The sequence below is a fragment of the Allorhizobium pseudoryzae genome (assembly GCF_011046245.1).
GTDB lineage: Bacteria > Pseudomonadota > Alphaproteobacteria > Rhizobiales > Rhizobiaceae > Neorhizobium > Neorhizobium pseudoryzae.
In genome coordinates this window covers 1,267,622-1,284,052 of sequence record NZ_CP049241.1, presented here as the reverse complement: position 1 = coordinate 1,284,052, position 16,431 = coordinate 1,267,622, and the positions used below count along the sequence as shown (strand labels likewise).

The 16,431-nt window shown below is 64.0% G+C and carries 20 protein-coding genes; 11 read left to right on the top strand and 9 right to left on the bottom strand.

Annotation, left to right across the window (positions count from 1 at the left end; genetic code table 11):
• Positions 1-139 precede the first annotated feature (139 nt).
• Together G6N78_RS06325 and ppa are read left to right on the top strand one after the other, a co-directional pair.
• Complete coding sequence (locus tag G6N78_RS06325) at positions 140-646, top strand: GNAT family N-acetyltransferase (RefSeq protein WP_165216665.1); 507 nt, start codon at positions 140-142, stop codon at positions 644-646.
• A 107-nt stretch (positions 647-753) separates the two neighbouring features.
• Positions 754-1,287 (top strand): inorganic diphosphatase, encoded by a 534-nt coding sequence (gene ppa, locus G6N78_RS06320; RefSeq protein ID WP_165216663.1) that lies wholly within the window; start codon positions 754-756, stop codon positions 1,285-1,287.
• On the opposite strand, the gene G6N78_RS06315 is transcribed toward ppa, so the two are convergent.
• Both G6N78_RS06315 and G6N78_RS06310 read right to left on the bottom strand, forming a co-directional pair.
• Positions 1,288-1,602 carry a DUF167 domain-containing protein gene (locus tag G6N78_RS06315; protein WP_165221358.1) on the bottom strand — a complete coding sequence of 105 codons (315 nt, stop codon included), beginning with the start codon at positions 1,600-1,602 and terminating at the stop codon, positions 1,288-1,290. It lies immediately after the preceding gene.
• 8 nt (positions 1,603-1,610) lie between these two features.
• Positions 1,611-1,901, bottom strand: coding sequence for a YggT family protein (locus G6N78_RS06310; protein ID WP_234905891.1), 291 nt, complete (start codon positions 1,899-1,901; stop codon positions 1,611-1,613).
• 132 nt (positions 1,902-2,033) lie between these two features.
• Here G6N78_RS06310 and G6N78_RS06305 point away from each other — a divergent pair, with 132 nt between their 5' ends.
• The gene (locus tag G6N78_RS06305) at positions 2,034-3,275 is read left to right on the top strand and encodes an MFS transporter (protein ID WP_165216659.1); all 1,242 of its coding nucleotides are present in this window, start codon (positions 2,034-2,036) and stop codon (positions 3,273-3,275) included.
• 26 nt (positions 3,276-3,301) lie between these two features.
• Here G6N78_RS06305 and G6N78_RS06300 read toward each other — a convergent pair whose 3' ends face one another.
• The 6 genes from G6N78_RS06300 to hemC all read right to left on the bottom strand — a co-directional run bounded on the left by G6N78_RS06300 (position 3,302) and on the right by hemC (position 9,393).
• The gene (locus tag G6N78_RS06300) at positions 3,302-4,066 is read right to left on the bottom strand and encodes a glutamine amidotransferase (protein ID WP_165216657.1); all 765 of its coding nucleotides are present in this window, start codon (positions 4,064-4,066) and stop codon (positions 3,302-3,304) included.
• 10 nt (positions 4,067-4,076) lie between these two features.
• Positions 4,077-4,553 carry a tellurite resistance TerB family protein gene (locus tag G6N78_RS06295; RefSeq protein ID WP_165216656.1) on the bottom strand — a complete coding sequence of 159 codons (477 nt, stop codon included), beginning with the start codon at positions 4,551-4,553 and terminating at the stop codon, positions 4,077-4,079.
• Positions 4,554-4,559: 6 nt separating this feature from the next.
• Positions 4,560-6,206: a heme biosynthesis protein HemY gene (locus G6N78_RS06290; RefSeq protein WP_165216654.1), complete on the bottom strand. Its 1,647-nt coding sequence runs from the start codon at positions 6,204-6,206 to the stop codon at positions 4,560-4,562.
• A 13-nt stretch (positions 6,207-6,219) separates the two neighbouring features.
• A complete protein-coding gene (locus tag G6N78_RS06285) occupies positions 6,220-7,656 on the bottom strand; it encodes a hypothetical protein (protein WP_165216652.1) in 1,437 nt (478 codons plus the stop codon).
• Between the two features lie 64 nt (positions 7,657-7,720).
• Entirely contained in the window at positions 7,721-8,443 is a 723-nt protein-coding gene (locus G6N78_RS06280) for a uroporphyrinogen-III synthase (protein WP_165216650.1), read from the bottom strand.
• Positions 8,444-8,463: 20 nt separating this feature from the next.
• Positions 8,464-9,393, bottom strand: coding sequence for a hydroxymethylbilane synthase (gene hemC / locus G6N78_RS06275; RefSeq protein WP_165216648.1), 930 nt, complete (start codon positions 9,391-9,393; stop codon positions 8,464-8,466).
• 73 nt (positions 9,394-9,466) lie between these two features.
• On the opposite strand from hemC, the gene tsaD reads away from it, so the two are divergent.
• Genes tsaD through G6N78_RS06250 form a run of 5 tightly spaced genes read left to right on the top strand, consistent with a single transcriptional unit; the run spans position 9,467 to position 12,982 of the window.
• Positions 9,467-10,561, top strand: a complete 1,095-nt coding sequence (gene tsaD / locus G6N78_RS06270) for a tRNA (adenosine(37)-N6)-threonylcarbamoyltransferase complex transferase subunit TsaD (protein ID WP_165216646.1) — start codon at positions 9,467-9,469, stop codon at positions 10,559-10,561.
• Positions 10,562-10,571: 10 nt separating this feature from the next.
• On the top strand, positions 10,572-11,561 hold the full coding sequence (locus G6N78_RS06265) for an NAD(P)H-dependent glycerol-3-phosphate dehydrogenase (protein ID WP_165216644.1): 990 nt from the start codon (positions 10,572-10,574) through the stop codon (positions 11,559-11,561).
• Positions 11,562-11,579: 18 nt separating this feature from the next.
• Positions 11,580-11,876 (top strand): YciI-like protein, encoded by a 297-nt coding sequence (locus G6N78_RS06260; protein ID WP_165216642.1) that lies wholly within the window; start codon positions 11,580-11,582, stop codon positions 11,874-11,876.
• A 7-nt stretch (positions 11,877-11,883) separates the two neighbouring features.
• Positions 11,884-12,327 carry an EVE domain-containing protein gene (locus G6N78_RS06255; protein ID WP_165216640.1) on the top strand — a complete coding sequence of 148 codons (444 nt, stop codon included), beginning with the start codon at positions 11,884-11,886 and terminating at the stop codon, positions 12,325-12,327.
• Between the two features lie 55 nt (positions 12,328-12,382).
• Positions 12,383-12,982: a class I SAM-dependent methyltransferase gene (locus G6N78_RS06250; protein ID WP_370691514.1), complete on the top strand. Its 600-nt coding sequence runs from the start codon at positions 12,383-12,385 to the stop codon at positions 12,980-12,982.
• A 7-nt stretch (positions 12,983-12,989) separates the two neighbouring features.
• Here G6N78_RS06250 and G6N78_RS06245 read toward each other — a convergent pair whose 3' ends face one another.
• Positions 12,990-13,487 (bottom strand): hypothetical protein, encoded by a 498-nt coding sequence (locus G6N78_RS06245; RefSeq protein WP_165214235.1) that lies wholly within the window; start codon positions 13,485-13,487, stop codon positions 12,990-12,992.
• Positions 13,488-13,789: 302 nt separating this feature from the next.
• Here G6N78_RS06245 and sdhC point away from each other — a divergent pair, with 302 nt between their 5' ends.
• From sdhC to sdhA, 3 genes are read left to right on the top strand one after another with little or no spacing between them, the layout of a single operon-like run.
• A complete protein-coding gene (gene sdhC, locus G6N78_RS06240) occupies positions 13,790-14,182 on the top strand; it encodes a succinate dehydrogenase, cytochrome b556 subunit (RefSeq protein ID WP_165216630.1) in 393 nt (130 codons plus the stop codon).
• A gap of 13 nt (positions 14,183-14,195) precedes the next feature.
• A complete protein-coding gene (gene sdhD, locus G6N78_RS06235; RefSeq protein ID WP_165216627.1) occupies positions 14,196-14,576 on the top strand; it encodes a succinate dehydrogenase, hydrophobic membrane anchor protein in 381 nt (126 codons plus the stop codon).
• A 6-nt stretch (positions 14,577-14,582) separates the two neighbouring features.
• Positions 14,583-16,424, top strand: coding sequence for a succinate dehydrogenase flavoprotein subunit (sdhA, locus tag G6N78_RS06230; RefSeq protein WP_165216625.1), 1,842 nt, complete (start codon positions 14,583-14,585; stop codon positions 16,422-16,424).
• Positions 16,425-16,431 lie beyond the last annotated feature (7 nt).

Sequence of the window (16,431 nt, the reverse complement as noted above, 5' to 3'; positions counted from 1 at the left end):
TTGCTTCCGACACTTGTTCCATCGGTTAAAAAAGCGTTAACTTCTCTTCGTCGGCCCCCAAGATGCATTGGGCGGCAACGTCTCGCCAGCCCGTTCTCGCGGGAGGCGAATCTGCGGCGGCGAGGTGAGAAGCACTGTCATGAAGACACTCTCCATTGATGTTCGACAGGCGGGAACCGCCGATGCGACGGCCGTGTCCGAGGTTCACCGGGTGGCGTGGTCGCAGGCCTATGCCGGGCTCATTCCGCACCGGCCGCTGACGGAAATGCTCGAGCGGCGTGGCGAAGCCTGGTGGCGGCGGGCGACCCGCGGCCCGGCAACGCTTCTGGTTCTCGATGTCGAGGGCACGATTGCCGGTTACGCCACGATCGGGCTCAACCGCGCCCGTGCCCTGCCGCAGGACGGCGAGATCTACGAAATCTATCTGCGCCCGGAATTCCAGGGCATCGGCCTTGGCCGCAAACTGTTCGGCGAAGCCCGCCGGCTGTTGAAATCGCTCGGCTGCAACGGTCTCGTGGTCTGGTGTCTGGAAGACAGCGAACACGCAATCCGTTTCTTTCGCCGGCATGGCGGCATGGATGTGGCCGAAGGCATGGAAGACTTTGCCGACGTGCGGCTTCGCAAGATCGGGTTCGTCTGGCCCTGAGCGTCACCTTTCTCTCCACCGAAAGGCCGTGTTGCATTGCACCGGTTTTCTGAGTATCGAGGCGTCACCCATTTCAACGCTCTCATACATAGCACTCGGGGAGAAACATGCGTATTGATGCAATCAAGATCGGCAAGAACCCGCCGGACGATGTCAACGTCATCGTGGAAGTGCCGGTTGGCGGCCACCCGATCAAGTACGAAATGGACAAGGAAGCCGGCGCCCTGATCGTCGACCGTTTCCTCTACACGCCGATGACCTATCCGGGCAATTACGGCTTCGTGCCGCATACGCTGTCGGAAGACGGCGACCCGGTGGACGTTCTGATCTGCAACACCCGTCCGCTCGTTCCGGGTTGCGTCATCGCTGTTCGCCCGATCGGCGTGATGATCATGGAAGACGATGGCGGCAAGGACGAAAAGATCCTCGCTGTGCCGGTGCCGAAGCTGACCCAGCGTTACGACAAGATCCACAACTACACGGATCTGCCGGAAATCACTCTGAAGCAGATCGAGCACTTCTTCGAGCACTACAAGGATCTGGAGCCCGGCAAGTGGGTGAAGATCGGCGGCTGGCAGGATGTGACGGTGGCCAAGAAGCTGATCGTCGAAGCCATCGAACGCTACAACGCCCAGAAGTGATCAGCGCGCCAGAAGCGCATTGAACCTCTTCATCAGATCCTCCGGCTCGCCTTCGATCCGGAGGATTTTTTTGCGCGTTGTTTCGCCGGCAATGACCGAGATCGAGGATTTCGGCACGCGCAGCTGCTTGGCCAGCAACTGCACCAGCGCCTTGTTGGCCTTGCCATCCTCCGGCACGGCCGTCACCTTCGCCTTCACATGGCATCCGCCATCATCCGACTGCTCCAGGCCGTCGATCTGATCGCGCGACCCGTTCGGCGTCAGCCGGATGCTGACGCGCAGGTGATCGGCAAAGGCAGAGATCGCTTCGGTCACACGCTCGATCACACCAGGGCCGGAACGATCGTCGTCCACATCAGCGAGCGGATGAAGAAGATGATCAAGAGCAGGATCACCGGCGAGATGTCGATGCCGCCGAGATTGGGCATCACCCGGCGGATCGGGCGCAGCGCCGGCTCGGTCAGGTTGTAGAGCATCGTGCCGATCGAATTGACGAACTGGTTGCTCGAATTGATGACGTTGAAGGCGTAAAGCCAGGAGAAGATGGCGCTGATGATGAGCACCCATGTGTACAGGTTCAAAGCCAGATCGATGGTCTGAAACAGCGCGAGCATCCAAGTCTCCATTTCTGAGTTGACAGACATGTAGACATTGGCGACTTAGGCGGCAAGAGCCGAGGCACTTGTCTGGCTCATCATGTTTAACGGACGTCCCGTTCCGGCAGCGTCCGGTGGAAAGCGTTTTTCATGTCCGTTCTTGCATCCGATGACCGTTTTGCCGCCTTTCGGCATAGTTCCTATACGCGCTTCTTCTTCTGCCGCTTCCTCGGCGCCTTCGCCATCCAGATCGTCAGCGTCTCGGTTGGCTGGCAGATGTACGATGTCACCGGCAATGCGCTCTATCTCGGCCTGATCGGGCTCTTCCAGTTCCTGCCGTCGCTGCTTTTGATCCTGGTGACCGGCACCGTTGCCGACCGCTATAACCGCAGGGTCATCGTGGCTATCTGCCTGATGATCGGCTGCCTCTGCACCGCGGCATTGTTCGTCCTGACGGTCTCCGGCAGTTTTTCGCCCTGGCCGGTGTTTGCGATCCTCATCGTCTTCGGCATCGAGCGCGCCTTCATGGGGCCCGCCGTCCAGTCGCTGGCGCCGAACCTCGTGCCGGAACACGCGCTGCCGAATGCGGTGGCCTGGAATTCCTCCTCCTGGCAGACCGCCTCCATCCTCGGGCCGGTCGCGGGCGGCCTGCTCTACGGCGCCAGCGCCACGGCTGCCTATTCCGTCGCACTCGCCTTCATGGCCGCAGCGGCGGTGCTGATCATCAGCATCCCGAAGCCGAACCAGCAGCGCAGCGTCTCGAAGGCCGTCAATCTCTCCACCATCCTCGCCGGCTTCCGCTTCATCTGGGGCGAGAAGGTGGTGCTGGGGGCGATCTCGCTTGATCTCTTCGCCGTCCTGCTCGGCGGTGCCGTCGCGCTGATGCCGGTCTTTGCCCGGGATATCCTGGAGCTCGGCCCCTGGGGGCTTGGCCTTTTGCGGTCAGCCCCCGGCATCGGTGCCATCGTCGTTGCCGTCCTGCTCGCGGCCTATCCCATCAAGCATCGCGCCGGCATCTTCATGTTCGTCGGCGTTGCTCTGTTCGGCGTTGGAACGGTCGTCTTCGGCCTGTCGCAGACGGTCTGGCTGTCGATCGGCGCGCTGATGCTGATGGGCGCCTCCGACATGATCTCGGTCTATGTGCGCGAAAGCCTGATCATGCTCTGGACGCCGGACGAGGTGCGCGGACGGGTCAACGCCGTCAACATGGTCTTCGTCGGTGCCTCGAACGAGCTCGGGGAATTCCGTGCGGGCACCATGGCGCATCTCATCGGTGCGGTGCCAGCCGTCGTCATCGGCGGCTTCGGCACGCTGGCGGTGGCGGTTGTCTGGGCGATGGGTTTTCCGAAGCTGCGGCAGATCGACAGCCTCGACGCGCCTTCCAACCGGTAAAGCCTCCGGGCCGGGAGGCCGCCCTGTCAGGCCGGCGTCTTCTCCAGTTTCGGCAGCGCCGGCTGGTCGGCCAGTGCCTTCCGGTCGAACACCATGTCGAGGAAGGACCACAGCCAGGCTTTCAGCGGCTGGTCGAAGATCATGCGGCCTTCAAGATGTTCGCGGCCCTGCTGGGCGTTGGGCAGAACAAAGCGCGAGGCGCCGCGCACCACCCAGCTGTGCATCATCGCCCGCGTCAGTTCGGCATGGAACTGCACGCCCCAGGCATTGTCGCCGTAGCGGATCGCCTGGTGCGGATAGGCATCCCCTTCCGCCAAGAGCTGCACGCCGCGCGGCACGTCAAAACCTTCGCGGTGGAAGTGATAGACCATGCGCGGCCAGTGCATCAGGCGGCGGCCGTGTTCGGTGGCGCGCAGCGGATACCAGCCGATCTCGGTAAGGCCGTGCCGGTCCGGACCGACCTTGCCACCGAGATTCTTCACCATCATCTGCGCACCGAGACAGATGCCGAGATAGGGTTTGTTTTCCTTCAGCGGCACGGAGACCCAGTCGATCTCCGTCTTGACGAAGGGGTCTGGATCATTGGCGCTCATCGGCCCGCCGAAGATGACGGCGCCGGAATGGGCGGCCAGCGTGTCGGGCAGGGGATCGCCCAGCGCCGGGCGGCGGATATCGAGGGGAAAGCCCTTTTCGACCAGCATCTGGCCGACGCGTCCGGGAGAGGAGCGCTCCTGGTGAAGCACGACCAGGATGGGCGCCTTTGCGGGCGGGCGGAGAGGTGTCATCAGCATTGCGTCGTCCTCACTCTCCTCCCGTATCTCCTCCCGCGGTTCGTGCGGCAATCTTCTGTCGTTCCAGCACCCGGTCCCTGGCAGAAACGCCCAGAAGATCCGCTATCCTCCAGATCACGTGATCTTCCATCTCGCTGCGTTCGCCATCGGCATAAACGAGATCCCAGAGGGCTCCCACCAGCTCGACGCATTCGTCCGGACCAAGATGACGTTTAAGATCGGAGGTAAAACGGTAGTAGTCAACCGCTTCCGAGCCCATCTCGCGGCCCGTTTCCATCAAAGACGCCAGATGCGCCTTGTCGAGCTCGTAGCGTTCGCGCAGCAACTCCTGCAAACGGTTCTGCTCGTCCTTCGAGACGCTTCCGTCGGCTTCCATCACCTGGAAACAGAGGGCAACGAAGGCGACGCGGGGATCATCCGGTGCGAAATCGCCGGACGGACGGTCGCCGGTCAGTTGGTGGAAGACCTCGAGGATTCGATCGAACATGGGCACCTAGAACAGTTTGAGTCGCGTGGTGGGTGCCGTTGCGGCCTCGTGATCCTTCACGCCCGGATCATCCGGAGGACGCCCGTTGAACGGATCGGCAGCCGGTTCCTTCGGCTTCTCGGCGGACACCGCAGCCACCTCCGGTTTTGGCTTCCCAACCGGTTCGACGGGTGAGGTCTCCTTGTCGCGGACGATGCTGAGCGATGGCGCTTTCGGCTGCTCGATGTCCACCACTTTTGCCGGTTGGTGCACCGGCTCCAGGCGCGGTTCCGAAGGAGGTTCGACCGGCTGCGGCTCAGGCAGCGGCGGCAGGTTGGCAATCGCGCTTTCGGCAGAGAGCGAGCCTTCCTCGACCGGTCCTTCCAGCTGGCCAAAGGGACGCTTCCATTCAAACGCGTCCAGCCGGCCAGTGACCGGCGAGAGTGGCAGCCAGCGTTCCGAAACGTAACCGTCTGCCACCCAGGCCGGATCACGCGGTGCGCGCAGCGCCTGGTTCAGCCAGTGGCGGATGCGGCCCTGGTCGCCCGTTTCGCGTTCCTCGATGTCGGCGAGCAGCAGATAGGTGCTTTCGCGCGGGTCCATGCGCAGCGCTGCCTCCGCCTTGGTGCGGGCGCGGGTGAAGTCCTGCGTGTCGAGGGCGGCCTGGGCCACCGCCAGCAGCGATTCCGGATTGTTGGGCTTCAGCGCTTCCAGCTTTTCGGCGCGCTTCAGGCGGTCGGCGGCGCTGTCGCCGCTTCTCGCCCGCACGTAGGTCTCGGCCAAGTGCGGATGCGGTTCGATTTTCCAAAGGCTTTCGAGCACGGAAGCGGCCTTGCGCAGATTGTCTTCCCGCAGATAGGCCTTTGCCGCGATGATGCCGGCAGGTACGAGATCCTTGGCAAGCTTCAGGGCGGCCTTGGCGTCGTCGCGCGCGCCCTTGGGATCGGATTCCAGCCGTTCGGTGGCGCGTGCGGTCAAAAGTACGGCCTTCCAGCGGTCCGCCTGCTTGCGCTCGATGACATTGGCGATCTTCTGCTGGTCGAGCAGCCGGACGGCATCCTCCCAGCGGCCGGCCTGAGAGCGATATTCCAGTGTCGCTTCCGCGGCCCAGGGCAGGTAGGGCGCATTTTCCACGGCGGTCTCGGCATACTGGCGCGCCGCCTCGTTCGCACCGAGACGCCGGGCCTCCATGTAGAGGCCGCGCAGGCCGAGTTCGCGGGTTTCCGGGTCCTCGGCCATCTTCTCGAATAGCTCGCGGGCCTCGTCGTTGCGGCCTTCGATCATTGCCGTCTGGGCTTCCAGAAGCTTGATCAGCGGTTCCTGATCAGCGCGCAGCAGGCCGCGGGCCCGTGCGCTCATCTTGCGGGCGAGAAGCGCGTTTCCGGCGCCGGCGGCAATCAGGCCGGTCGAGAGCGCCTGATAGCCGCGATCCCGCTTGCGGGCGCGGAAGAAGCGGCGCACGGAATGCGGCGAGGTCCAGATCGTCTGGATCAGCCACCAGACGAACATCACGGCAAAAACAAGGGCGACGATTGCGGTCGCCGCCACCATGAGGCTCGTCTCGATCTCCATGTTCTGCCAGGTGACGGTAATCAGGCCCGGCCGGTCGGCGAGCCAGGAGAAACCCCAACCCAGGGCCAGCGTTGCAACGGCGAAGAGGAATAGGCGGATCATCTGTCAGGTCTCCTCAACCGTTGGTGCCGGCACTGGCCATGGCGCGGGTCAGCGTCGCGTTCATCAGGTCTTCCACGGCGATGCGGGCGTCGAGTGCGGCCTTGAAGTCGGATGAGGCCTGCTTGGCGGCATCCGGCAGCGTGTTCCATTCGGAAACCGCTGCTTTCAGGTCGCCGTTCTTCACACGCTCTTCCATGCGGGCAAGGATCGCTTCGGGGGTCTCGCCCTCCACCTCGCCGACGGGGCGGACTTTGACCACGCGCATGGCGCTGGAGAGCAGGCGGTCGGTGATGCTTTCGCCTGCGGTCGGCTGATGGACCGCTTCGAGGATCGCATTTGCAGCCGGCTGCAGACGGCGCGTCAGCTCCGCGCGGGTCGGCACGCCCTTCTCCGCATAGGCCTGCAGTTCGGCGACGGCCGGATCATCCTTTGCCACCTGCCCATAGGTCTGCAGTTCGGCGGCAAACGAGCCACCGCGTTCGGTCGCCGCCTTCAGCGCCGCAGCGGCGAGCGCGCGGGCCACCGCCTGTTCGCGGCCCGGCTGGTTCACACGGCTTTCCAGCGTGTTCAAGCGTTCGCCCAGCTGGCTGGCACTCTCTGCTTCGGCCTGGCCTGCGGTTTTCAGCGCATCGAGATCCGCCTGGAGGGTAGCAAGCCGCTGTTCCAATTCGCTTTGGCCATTCTGGCCCGCGTGACCGATGGCACTTTCCAGCGCCTGGAGGCGCTGCTCAAGATCCTCACCACCGGCGGGCGCCGTGCCAGAGCTGACCCGCAGGGCATCCATCTGCTGGCGAATCTCGTCCAGTTCGGTCCGGGTGGCCGCAGACGGCTGCTGGCTGAGGCCCGGCAGGTAGCCCGCATATTGCATGCTGCCGGCCAGCAGCAGCGCGACGAGACCACCGAGAATGCCCGATGCGACCATCGCGGATGTGCGCGTACCCTTGACAGTATCTGCCGCAGGCGGGCGGGCGGCGGGAGCCTCGGCTGCAGGTCTCGCAGTTGCCTCGGTCTCGTCCTGAGGTCTCTCCGGCTGAGGTCTCTCCGGTGCCGTTGCGGTGGAGGTGACCGGTGCGACGTCCTCACTCTTTAGCGTGTCAGTCTTCTGCGCGTCGGTCGGCGCGTCCACCTGCGCCTCGGCGGCTTTTTCCGCCGGTGGCGGCTCACCGGAGGCCTGCTCCACAGCCGTCTGTGCGGCAAAATCCGGCGTCTCGGTCTGCGCCTCCGCCGCGGATGCCGGGGAAGGCGTGGTCGTGCCGTCCGCCGTCTCCGGTGCCGCTGACACCGGGGTCTCTTCCGGCGTTACGGCGGGATTTGGCGCGTCGGTGTCGTTGCTGCGCACGGGCTCGGCCACTGGGCTCGCCTCGTCCTTCCGGACAGCCTCGGCTTCCAGATCGATCGTGACCGGTGTCTTTCCCGAGCGGGAACGGCGGGGCGGCTTGTCGGAAACCATGGCAACCTCATTCTGGACTGTCTGATCTGGAACCTAGTCAGCCGGGGAACAGATGGAAAGAGCCTCAGCCGATTTTGGTTCCCGCGCACGACGAAAGAAGAAGGAGAAGATCGTTCTCCGTCGGATGTTCGGCGACATGAACAGCGATCGTGTCTTTTTGCGGAACATGGATCGCGATCTGCGCGCCAAGGCACAGGACATGAAAACGGCGGTTCGGGGCATCCGGCAGCAAGCCCATCGTCCGCCGGAAAAAGCGACGTGCGGTTTCTCCGGAATAGAGAAGAACGGCATCCGGAAACAGATGAAGGCTCGCCTTTTGTTTGTCCGTCCAGTCGATCTCGCGCATCCTGTAGGTCTCCGAGGTGCGAAAGCGCAGGCCAGCCGCGCGAAGACCTTCCTCGAAGCGTGGTGCGCGGGGGGAGCCGGCCAGGTAGAGAATATCCTGGATGCCCCGCTCTGCGAGAAGGCGCGCCAGCTGTTCGCCATCGCCGGGACCCGCCTCGACCGCCCTGAAACCCGCCTGTCGCGCCGCTTCCGCCGTCGTTTCACCGACAGTGTAGACCGGTGTCTCGCGATGCACCGAAAGATCGATCTGCGTCAGCGCACGGACCGCTTCTGCGCTCGTGATGGCGAGCGCTGCATGCGGAAGCGAGAGAGCATCGGCCGCCGCCTGGGGGTCGTGAACTGGGGCGCTGACCGGCAGGAGAACCGGCTCATGGCCAAGGCGAACGAGCTTTTCTGCGGTGCGGGCGGCACTGTCCGGAGGCCGTGTGACGATTATCCGCATGCCGGCCCCCGCATCACCGCTCACGTCCAGTCGGCGAAGAAGTCCGGGCCGGCGGCCGCGCGCACGGTCTCGCCGGCCTTTCGGCCGAGGTCTAAGGCATCGCGGCGAAGCCCTTGCACCTCCACCGCATGTTCCTGCTGGCCGTCCGGCGTCAGGATCAGGCCGGTAAAATGCAGGTGATCGCCCTCGCAACGGGCGTAACCCGCAATCGGCGTGCGGCAGGACCCGTCGAGGGCGGCAAGAAAAGCGCGTTCGCAACTGACCGCATCCCAGGTGGGGTGGTCGTTGATCGCCTCCAGCAGGTCGAGCACGCGGCGGTCGCCGATCCGGCTTTCGATGCAGATCGCCCCTTGCGCCGGCGCTGGCGGAAAATCGGCGGGGTCCATGACCTCAGTCACCACATCGCTCATCGCCAGCCGGTTGAGCCCGGCGAGCGCCAGAAGCGTGGCATCCACCTGGCCTTCCTCCAGCTTGCGCAGGCGGGTTTCCACCAGGCCGCGGAAGGTGATGACGGAAATATCGGGCCGGCGGCGGCGGATCAGTGCCTGGCGGCGCAGCGACGACGAGCCGATCGTCGCGCCATCCGGCAGGGCGGCCAGCGTCGGCGCCGTGCGGCCGATAAAGGCATCGCGGCAGTCTTCGCGCGGCAGGAAGGCGGAAAGTTCCAGCCCCTCCGGCAGAAGCGTCGGCATGTCCTTGGAGGAATGCACGGCAAAATCCAGCTCGCCGGACAAGAGCTGGTCCTCCAGCTCCTGCGTGAACAGGCCCTTGCCGCCCACCTCCGCCAGCGGGCGATCGGTAATGCGATCGCCCTTGGTGGAGAGCACGACGATCTCGAACATCTCTTCCGGAAGGCCGTGCGCTGCCATCAGCCGGGCGCGGGTTTCAGAGGCCTGCGCCAAAGCCAGCGGGCTGCCGCGCGTGCCGATCCGGAAAGGTTTTGTTTGCATCTGCCGTCATCCATTGTTACGCGTCTGCTTCGTAACCGGCTTTGGCGGACACCGCAATTCACCCGAACGCTTCATGACCTCTCTCTCACGCATCCTCGGCATCGAAACCAGCTGCGACGAAACCGCTGCGGCAATTGTCGTTCGCCATCCGGACGGGCGCGGCGAGATCGTCTCCGACGTCGTTTTGTCGCAGCTTGACGAACACAGCGCCTTCGGCGGCGTGGTGCCGGAAATTGCCGCGCGCGCCCATGTCGATGCGCTGGATGGACTTGTCGAGGAGGCGCTGGCACGCGCCGGCGTCACCTTGGATGACATCGATGCAGTGGCGGCCACCGCCGGTCCCGGCCTGATCGGCGGCCTGCTCGTCGGGCTGATGACAGGCAAGGCAATCGCCATGGCGGCGAAAAAGCCGCTCTATGCGATCAACCATCTGGAAGGCCATGCGCTGACGGCGCGGCTGACGGACGGGCTTTCCTTTCCCTATCTGATGCTGCTCGTCTCCGGCGGCCATACGCAGCTGGTGCTCGTGAAGGGCGTCGGCGATTACGAACGCTGGGGCACGACGATCGACGACGCGCTGGGCGAGGCTTTCGACAAGACGGCAAAGCTGCTTGGTCTGCCCTATCCCGGCGGTCCTGCCGTCGAAAAGGCGGCGCTCACCGGCAACCCTGAGCGTTTCGACCTGCCGCGGCCGCTCGTCGGCGAAGCGCGGCTCGATTTTTCCTTCTCCGGCCTCAAGACAGCGGTGCGCCAGGCGGCAACCGCCATCCAGCCGCTGACGCAACAGGATATCGCCGATATCTGCGCCTCCTTCCAGCGCGCCATTTCGCGCACGCTGAAGGACCGCATCGGCCGGGGGCTCGCCCGGTTCCGCGAACGCTATCTGAACGAACAAGAACCGGCGCTGGTCGTTGCCGGCGGCGTGGCGGCCAACCAGGTGATCCGGGAGACGCTGCAGGCGCTCTGCCAGCAGCACGGTTTTCGCTTCATCGCGCCGCCCATCAGCCTTTGCACCGATAATGCGGCGATGATTGCCTGGGCCGGCCTGGAGCGGATGGCGGCGGGCCTTGCCGATGATCCGATTTCGGTGGCACCCCGGTCGCGCTGGCCGCTCGATGCGGCGGCAGCCGCCCTGATCGGATCGGGCAAACGCGGAGCCAAGGCATGAGGCAATTCCTATGAGCGAGCGGGAAAAGATCGTCGTCATCGGTGCCGGCGCCTTCGGCACGGCGCTCGCCACCGTGATTGCGCTGGAAGGCAAGGCGGATGTGACGCTTCTTGGGCGGGATCCCTCGCTGATGGCGGATCTGCGCAATGACCGCATGCATGATGCGGCGCTGCCCGGCGTTCCTCTGCCGGACGCGCTCGATTTTTCGACCGAGCCGGACGCGCTGGAAGACGCCAGCATCGTGCTGTTTGCCATGCCCTCGCAGGCGCATGCCGATGCCGCCCGCCATTACGGACCCTACCTCAACGCAGAGGCGATTGTCGTCAGCTGCGCCAAGGGCATTGAACGGTCCTCGGGGCGGCTGCTCACGGATGTGCTGGAACAGGAACTGCCGCACCATCCGGTCGCCGTGCTCTCCGGGCCTGGTTTTGCCGCCGATATTGCCCGCGGTCTGCCGACGGCGATGGTGATCGCCGCCGCCGATCCGCTTGTGGCGGAGCGTCTGGCGCATGCCGTCTCCGGCCGTACCTTCCGGCTTTATCCCTCGACCGACCGGACCGGCGTTCAGCTGGGCGGGGCGCTCAAAAACGTGCTGGCGATTGCCTGCGGCATCGTCGAAGGCGCAGGGCTTGGCGATTCCGCCCGCGCCGCGCTGATCTCGCGGGGGCTCGCTGAAATGTCTCGGCTCGTGGCCGCCATGGGCGGACGGGCCGATACGGTGCGCGGGCTTTCCGGCCTCGGCGACCTCGTTTTGACCGCCACCAGCCATCAGTCGCGCAATCTGCGCTTCGGCATCGGGCTTGGCCAGGGCGAGACTGCAACACTGTCCGGCGGTGAGTTGATCGAAGGCGCGTTTACCGCCTCAATCGCCGCCAGCCTTTCGGAGCGTCACCAGGTGGAACTGCCGGTGACGGAGGCCGTCGCCGCGATCATCGAAGGACAGCTTGCCGTTGCCACCGCGATGGAGCAGCTGATGACCCGCCCCATCACCACGGAATAAAACAGGAGAGACCCGACCATGGCACTTTTTGCTTTCGTCTGCGCCGACAAGCCCGGCCACTTGAATGTCCGCATGGACACGCGCCCGGCGCATGTGGATCACCTGAACGCGTTGAACGAAAAGGGCATCCTCAAGATGGCCGGCCCGTTCCTCGATGGTGACGGCAAGCCAAACGGCAGCCTCGTCGTCGTTGAAGCTGAAACCATCGAAGCCGCACAGGCGATTGCCGATGCCGATCCCTACACCAAGGCCGGCCTGTTTGCCTCCGTCGAGGTCAAACCCTTCAACTGGGTCTTCAATAAGCCGGACGCGTGAGGCGACCATGGCATCCTACTGGCTCTACAAGTCGGAACCCTTCAAGTGGTCCTGGGAGATGCAGAAGGCCAAGGGCGAGGCGGGCGAGGAATGGACCGGCGTGCGCAACTACCTGGCGCGCAACAACATGCGGGCCATGAAGATCGGCGACAAGGGCTTCTTCTACCATTCGAACGAGGGTCTAGAGATCGTCGGCATCGTCGAGGTCTGCGCGCTCTCGCATCCGGATTCGACGGCGGAAGGCGACCAGCGCTGGGATTGCGTCGATATCCGCGCCGTCTGCGACATGCCGAAACCGGTCTCGCTGAAGGACGTCAAGGCGAACCCGAAGCTCGAAAAGATGTCGCTCGTCACCTCGATGCGGCTCTCCGTGCAGCCGGTGACGGAAGAGGAATATGCCGAGGTCTGCCGCATGGGCGGGCTCGACAACCCGCCGCGGTCTCCGGACTAAGGGGGCACCTCTGAAAACGGAGCCGCGGGCCTTCATCCTTGCCAATACCAGCGTGATGGCGCCGCCGCATGTGCCGGAAATCCGGCTGCATCTGGCGGACGAAGCGCATGACCTCTGGCTGAAGACGGAAGAGGATCTGGAGGCGATCGGCCTGCCGCCACCCTTCTGGGCCTTTGCCTGGGCGGGCGGGCAGGGGCTGGCGCGGTTTGTGCTGGATCATCCGGAGGTGGTGCGTGGTCGGGCTGTCCTGGATTTCGCCTCGGGTTCCGGCCTCGTCGCCATTGCCGCCGCCATGGCGGGTGCCGCCACGGTCACGGCGGCCGACATCGACCCCTGGACCGAGAGCGCAGTCACGCTCAACGCTTCGGAAAACGGCGTGACGCTTGCCTTCTGCGCAGAAAATCTCGTCGGGCAGCCGGTCGAGGCAGAGGTCATCCTGGCCGGGGATGTCTTCTACGACAAGGCTTTTGCCGAGGCGCTTCTGCCCTGGTTCACCCGCCTTGCCGGGGAGGGCAGGACGGTGATCGTCGGCGATCCGGGCCGCGCCTATCTTCCCAAAGAGCGGCTCGAGGCGCTCGCCACCTATCAGGTGCCGGTCACGCGCGCGCTGGAAGACAGCGAAGTGAAAAAGACGACCGTCTGGCGTTTCACCTGACGAAGCGTCATCGGCTGCCGCGGATCACGCAGACACCGGCCTCGTATTCGCAGGCCTCGCGCGGCAGGAAGGCGTTGCTGGCCACGTCCTCGTCGATCGAGATGATCTTGGCGCTCGGGTTCAGGCGGTCGACATCCGGCACGCTGAGAAGTCCCCGTTCGCCGGCAAAGAAGATGCCGTTGCCCCGGATCCGCACGGCGGAAATGCCGCCAACGAAGGTGCCGACACCCGGAATGACGGAGGGCAGGCCGTCGGTTCCGATGACCTGCTGTCCCCTGCCGGAGCCGCGATCCGGCCTGCGGTGGCGGTCTTGCGCGAATTGGTCGCGGGTGTACCCCCGCCCGTGAAGGTCGCGGCTGCGTCCGTCATGCGAGCGTCCATGCCATCCGCTGTCGCGGCCATCGCGTCCGGAGAAGACGGAGCGGTCACCTGCCGCAGCGATATCCGCGGTCAATGCAAGAAGGAGGGCGGCTAACATGCCGGATTTCAAAGCGTTCGCCATCATGGCGGGCCTCCGGGTTTGCGGGTGGTTAACGATGCGTTAACACACAATCTCCCGGTTTGCTCCTAAACTGGTGAAAAACTGATAGATTTTATCGGAAGATGGTTAAGACGGCGCGTGGTAGGTGTCCGGTCGATCGGGCAGACCAGACCACAATCGATTAAATTTAAAATCCTTCTGAAATCGGCTTGTGATCTGCCAATCCGATGGGTAAATCACCCGATGATGCAATGCACATCTTGACGGCATCGTGCATTGCCGGACGCGCTCCCGCGTGAATGCGCACCGAACGCCGCGAGGATATGATGGCGAATATGACAAAAAATCGGCCTCTGTCGCCGCACCTTCAAATTTATCGTTTCGTCCCCACCATGGCCATGTCGATTGTCCACCGCATTACCGGCGGTGCTTTGTATTTCGGCACCGTGCTCGTTGCTGCCTGGCTGATCGCCGCAGCCTCCGGTGAGGAAGCCTTCAACACGGTGAACTGGTTCTTTGGTTCCATCGTAGGACAGATCATCCTGTTCGGTTACACCTGGGCGCTGCTGCACCACCTGCTGGGTGGCCTGAGGCACATCATGTGGGATCTCGGCTACGGGTTCGAGAAGGAATTCTCGACGCTGCTTGCCAAGGCCAATCTGGTGGCTTCCATCGCGCTCACCGTCCTTGTGTGGGCGGTGGTGCTGATCGTTCGGTAAGGAGAGTTAAGCGATGGATATGCGCACACCCCTCGGCAAGGTTCGTGGTCTTGGTTCGGCCAAGAGCGGGACCGAGCATTTCTGGAAGGTCCGGACGACCTCGATCGCCCTGGTGCCTCTTCTTCTGTTCTATGTGGTCTTCCTGGTCATGTATGCCGGAAAGCCTTTTGCCGACGTGATCTCGGCACTCTCCAATCCGTTCGTCGCGACCATCAACGCGCTGACGATCATCGCCAGCATCGTGCACATGAAGCTCGGCATGGAAGAGATCATCCAGGATTACATCCATTCCGAAGTGATGAAGCTGACGCTTCTCATGCTCAATTCCTTCTTTTCGCTTCTGGTCGGCGGGCTCTGTCTCTTCGCCGCCCTGAAGATCGCATTCGCAGGATAACGCTCCATGGCATCGATCACCCCCATTGCGCAGACCGGCAAGGCCTATACCTATGTCGACCACTCCTATGACGTCATCGTCGTAGGCGCCGGCGGCGCCGGTCTTCGCGCGACCCTCGGCATGGCCGAGCAGGGCTTCAAGACGGCCTGCATCACCAAGGTCTTCCCCACCCGTTCCCACACGGTCGCGGCCCAGGGTGGCATCGCGGCCTCGCTGCAGAACATGACACCGGACAGCTGGCAGTGGCACCTTTATGATACCGTGAAGGGCTCCGACTGGCTGGGCGACGTGGACGCTATGCAGTACATGGTCATGGAAGCGCCGAAGGCGGTCTATGAGCTGGAACATTACGGCGTGCCCTTCTCCCGTAACGAAGAGGGCAAGATCTACCAGCGCCCGTTCGGCGGCCACATGCAGAACTTTGGCGCCGGCCCGCCGGTGCAGCGCACCTGCGCGGCAGCCGACCGTACCGGTCACGCCATCCTGCACACGCTCTACGGCCAGTCGCTGAAGAACAACGCCGAATTCTTCATCGAATACTTCGCCATCGACCTCATCATGTCGGATGACGGTCGCTGCACCGGCGTCGTGGCCTGGAACCTCGACGACGGCACCATCCACCGCTTTGCGGCGAAGATGGTGGTGCTGGCGACCGGCGGTTACGGTCGTGCCTATTTCTCGGCAACGTCTGCCCATACCTGCACCGGCGACGGTGGCGGCATGGTGGCGCGCGCCGGCCTTCCGCTGCAGGACATGGAATTCGTCCAGTTCCACCCGACCGGCATCTACGGTTCGGGCTGCCTCATCACGGAAGGCGCACGCGGCGAAGGCGGTTATCTCGTCAACTCCGAAGGCGAGCGCTTCATGGAGCGCTATGCGCCGTCGGCAAAGGACCTTGCCTCGCGTGACGTCGTCTCGCGCTGCATGACCATGGAAATCCGCGAGGGCCGTGGCGTCGGCAAGAACAAGGACCACATCTTCCTGCATCTCGACCACCTGGATCCGGCTGTTCTGCACGAGCGCCTGCCGGGTATCTCGGAAAGCGCGAAGATCTTCGCCGGTGTCGATGTGACGCGCGAACCGATCCCGGTCCTGCCGACCGTACACTACAACATGGGCGGCATTCCGACCAACTACTGGGGCGAAGTGCTGAATGCCGACAGTTCCAATCCGGAACGGCTGCTGCCGGGCCTGATGGCTGTGGGTGAAGCGGGCTGTGCCTCGGTGCACGGCGCGAACCGTCTCGGCTCCAACTCGCTGATCGACCTCGTCGTCTTCGGCCGTGCCGCGGCCATTCGCGCCGGTCAGGTCATCGATCGTGTCTCGCCGGTGCCGGCGCTCAACACCGCTGCCTGCGACAAGATCATGGACCGCTTCGACGGCTTGCGTCACGCTTCCGGCGGCACCCCGACGGCCGTGCTGCGCGATAAGATGCAGCGCGCCATGCAGGAAGACGCGGCCGTGTTCCGCACGCAGGAATCGCTCGAAAGCGGTTGCCAGCGCCTGTCGTCGATCTGGAGCGAGATGAAGGACATCAAGGTCACCGACCGGTCGATGATCTGGAACTCCGACCTCGTCGAGACGCTCGAGCTGCAGAACCTGATGGCCAACGCCATCACCACCGTCTACAGCGCCGAAGCCCGCAAGGAGAGCCGTGGTGCGCATGCCCGTGAGGACTACAAGGATGGTGCCATGGGCGGCCGCGACGACGAAAACTGGCGCAAGCATACGCTCGCCTGGGTCGGCGAGAACGGCGACGTGAAACTCGACTACCGCCCGGTCCACACCGATCTGATCGCCGATGGCATCGATCCGGTGAAGATCGAACCGAAGGCACGCGTGTACTGACGATGAA

Excerpts from the sequence above, each read along its gene's own strand:
- G6N78_RS06325 (WP_165216665.1), top strand. The coding sequence starts at position 140 with ATGAAGACACTCTCCATTGATGTTCGACAGGCGGGAACCGCCGATGCG.
- ppa (WP_165216663.1), top strand. The coding sequence starts at position 754 with ATGCGTATTGATGCAATCAAGATCGGCAAGAACCCGCCGGACGATGTC.
- G6N78_RS06310 (WP_234905891.1), bottom strand. The coding sequence starts at position 1,901 with ATGCTCGCGCTGTTTCAGACCATCGATCTGGCTTTGAACCTGTACACA.
- G6N78_RS06305 (WP_165216659.1), top strand. The coding sequence starts at position 2,034 with ATGTCCGTTCTTGCATCCGATGACCGTTTTGCCGCCTTTCGGCATAGT.
- G6N78_RS06300 (WP_165216657.1), bottom strand. The coding sequence starts at position 4,066 with ATGCTGATGACACCTCTCCGCCCGCCCGCAAAGGCGCCCATCCTGGTC.
- G6N78_RS06295 (WP_165216656.1), bottom strand. The coding sequence starts at position 4,553 with ATGTTCGATCGAATCCTCGAGGTCTTCCACCAACTGACCGGCGACCGT.
- G6N78_RS06290 (WP_165216654.1), bottom strand. The coding sequence starts at position 6,206 with ATGATCCGCCTATTCCTCTTCGCCGTTGCAACGCTGGCCCTGGGTTGG.
- G6N78_RS06285 (WP_165216652.1), bottom strand. The coding sequence starts at position 7,656 with ATGGTTTCCGACAAGCCGCCCCGCCGTTCCCGCTCGGGAAAGACACCG.
- G6N78_RS06280 (WP_165216650.1), bottom strand. The coding sequence starts at position 8,443 with ATGCGGATAATCGTCACACGGCCTCCGGACAGTGCCGCCCGCACCGCA.
- hemC (WP_165216648.1), bottom strand. The coding sequence starts at position 9,393 with ATGCAAACAAAACCTTTCCGGATCGGCACGCGCGGCAGCCCGCTGGCT.
- tsaD (WP_165216646.1), top strand. The coding sequence starts at position 9,467 with ATGACCTCTCTCTCACGCATCCTCGGCATCGAAACCAGCTGCGACGAA.
- G6N78_RS06265 (WP_165216644.1), top strand. The coding sequence starts at position 10,572 with ATGAGCGAGCGGGAAAAGATCGTCGTCATCGGTGCCGGCGCCTTCGGC.
- G6N78_RS06260 (WP_165216642.1), top strand. The coding sequence starts at position 11,580 with ATGGCACTTTTTGCTTTCGTCTGCGCCGACAAGCCCGGCCACTTGAAT.
- G6N78_RS06255 (WP_165216640.1), top strand. The coding sequence starts at position 11,884 with ATGGCATCCTACTGGCTCTACAAGTCGGAACCCTTCAAGTGGTCCTGG.
- G6N78_RS06250 (WP_370691514.1), top strand. The coding sequence starts at position 12,383 with ATGGCGCCGCCGCATGTGCCGGAAATCCGGCTGCATCTGGCGGACGAA.
- G6N78_RS06245 (WP_165214235.1), bottom strand. The coding sequence starts at position 13,487 with ATGATGGCGAACGCTTTGAAATCCGGCATGTTAGCCGCCCTCCTTCTT.
- sdhC (WP_165216630.1), top strand. The coding sequence starts at position 13,790 with ATGGCGAATATGACAAAAAATCGGCCTCTGTCGCCGCACCTTCAAATT.
- sdhD (WP_165216627.1), top strand. The coding sequence starts at position 14,196 with ATGGATATGCGCACACCCCTCGGCAAGGTTCGTGGTCTTGGTTCGGCC.
- sdhA (WP_165216625.1), top strand. The coding sequence starts at position 14,583 with ATGGCATCGATCACCCCCATTGCGCAGACCGGCAAGGCCTATACCTAT.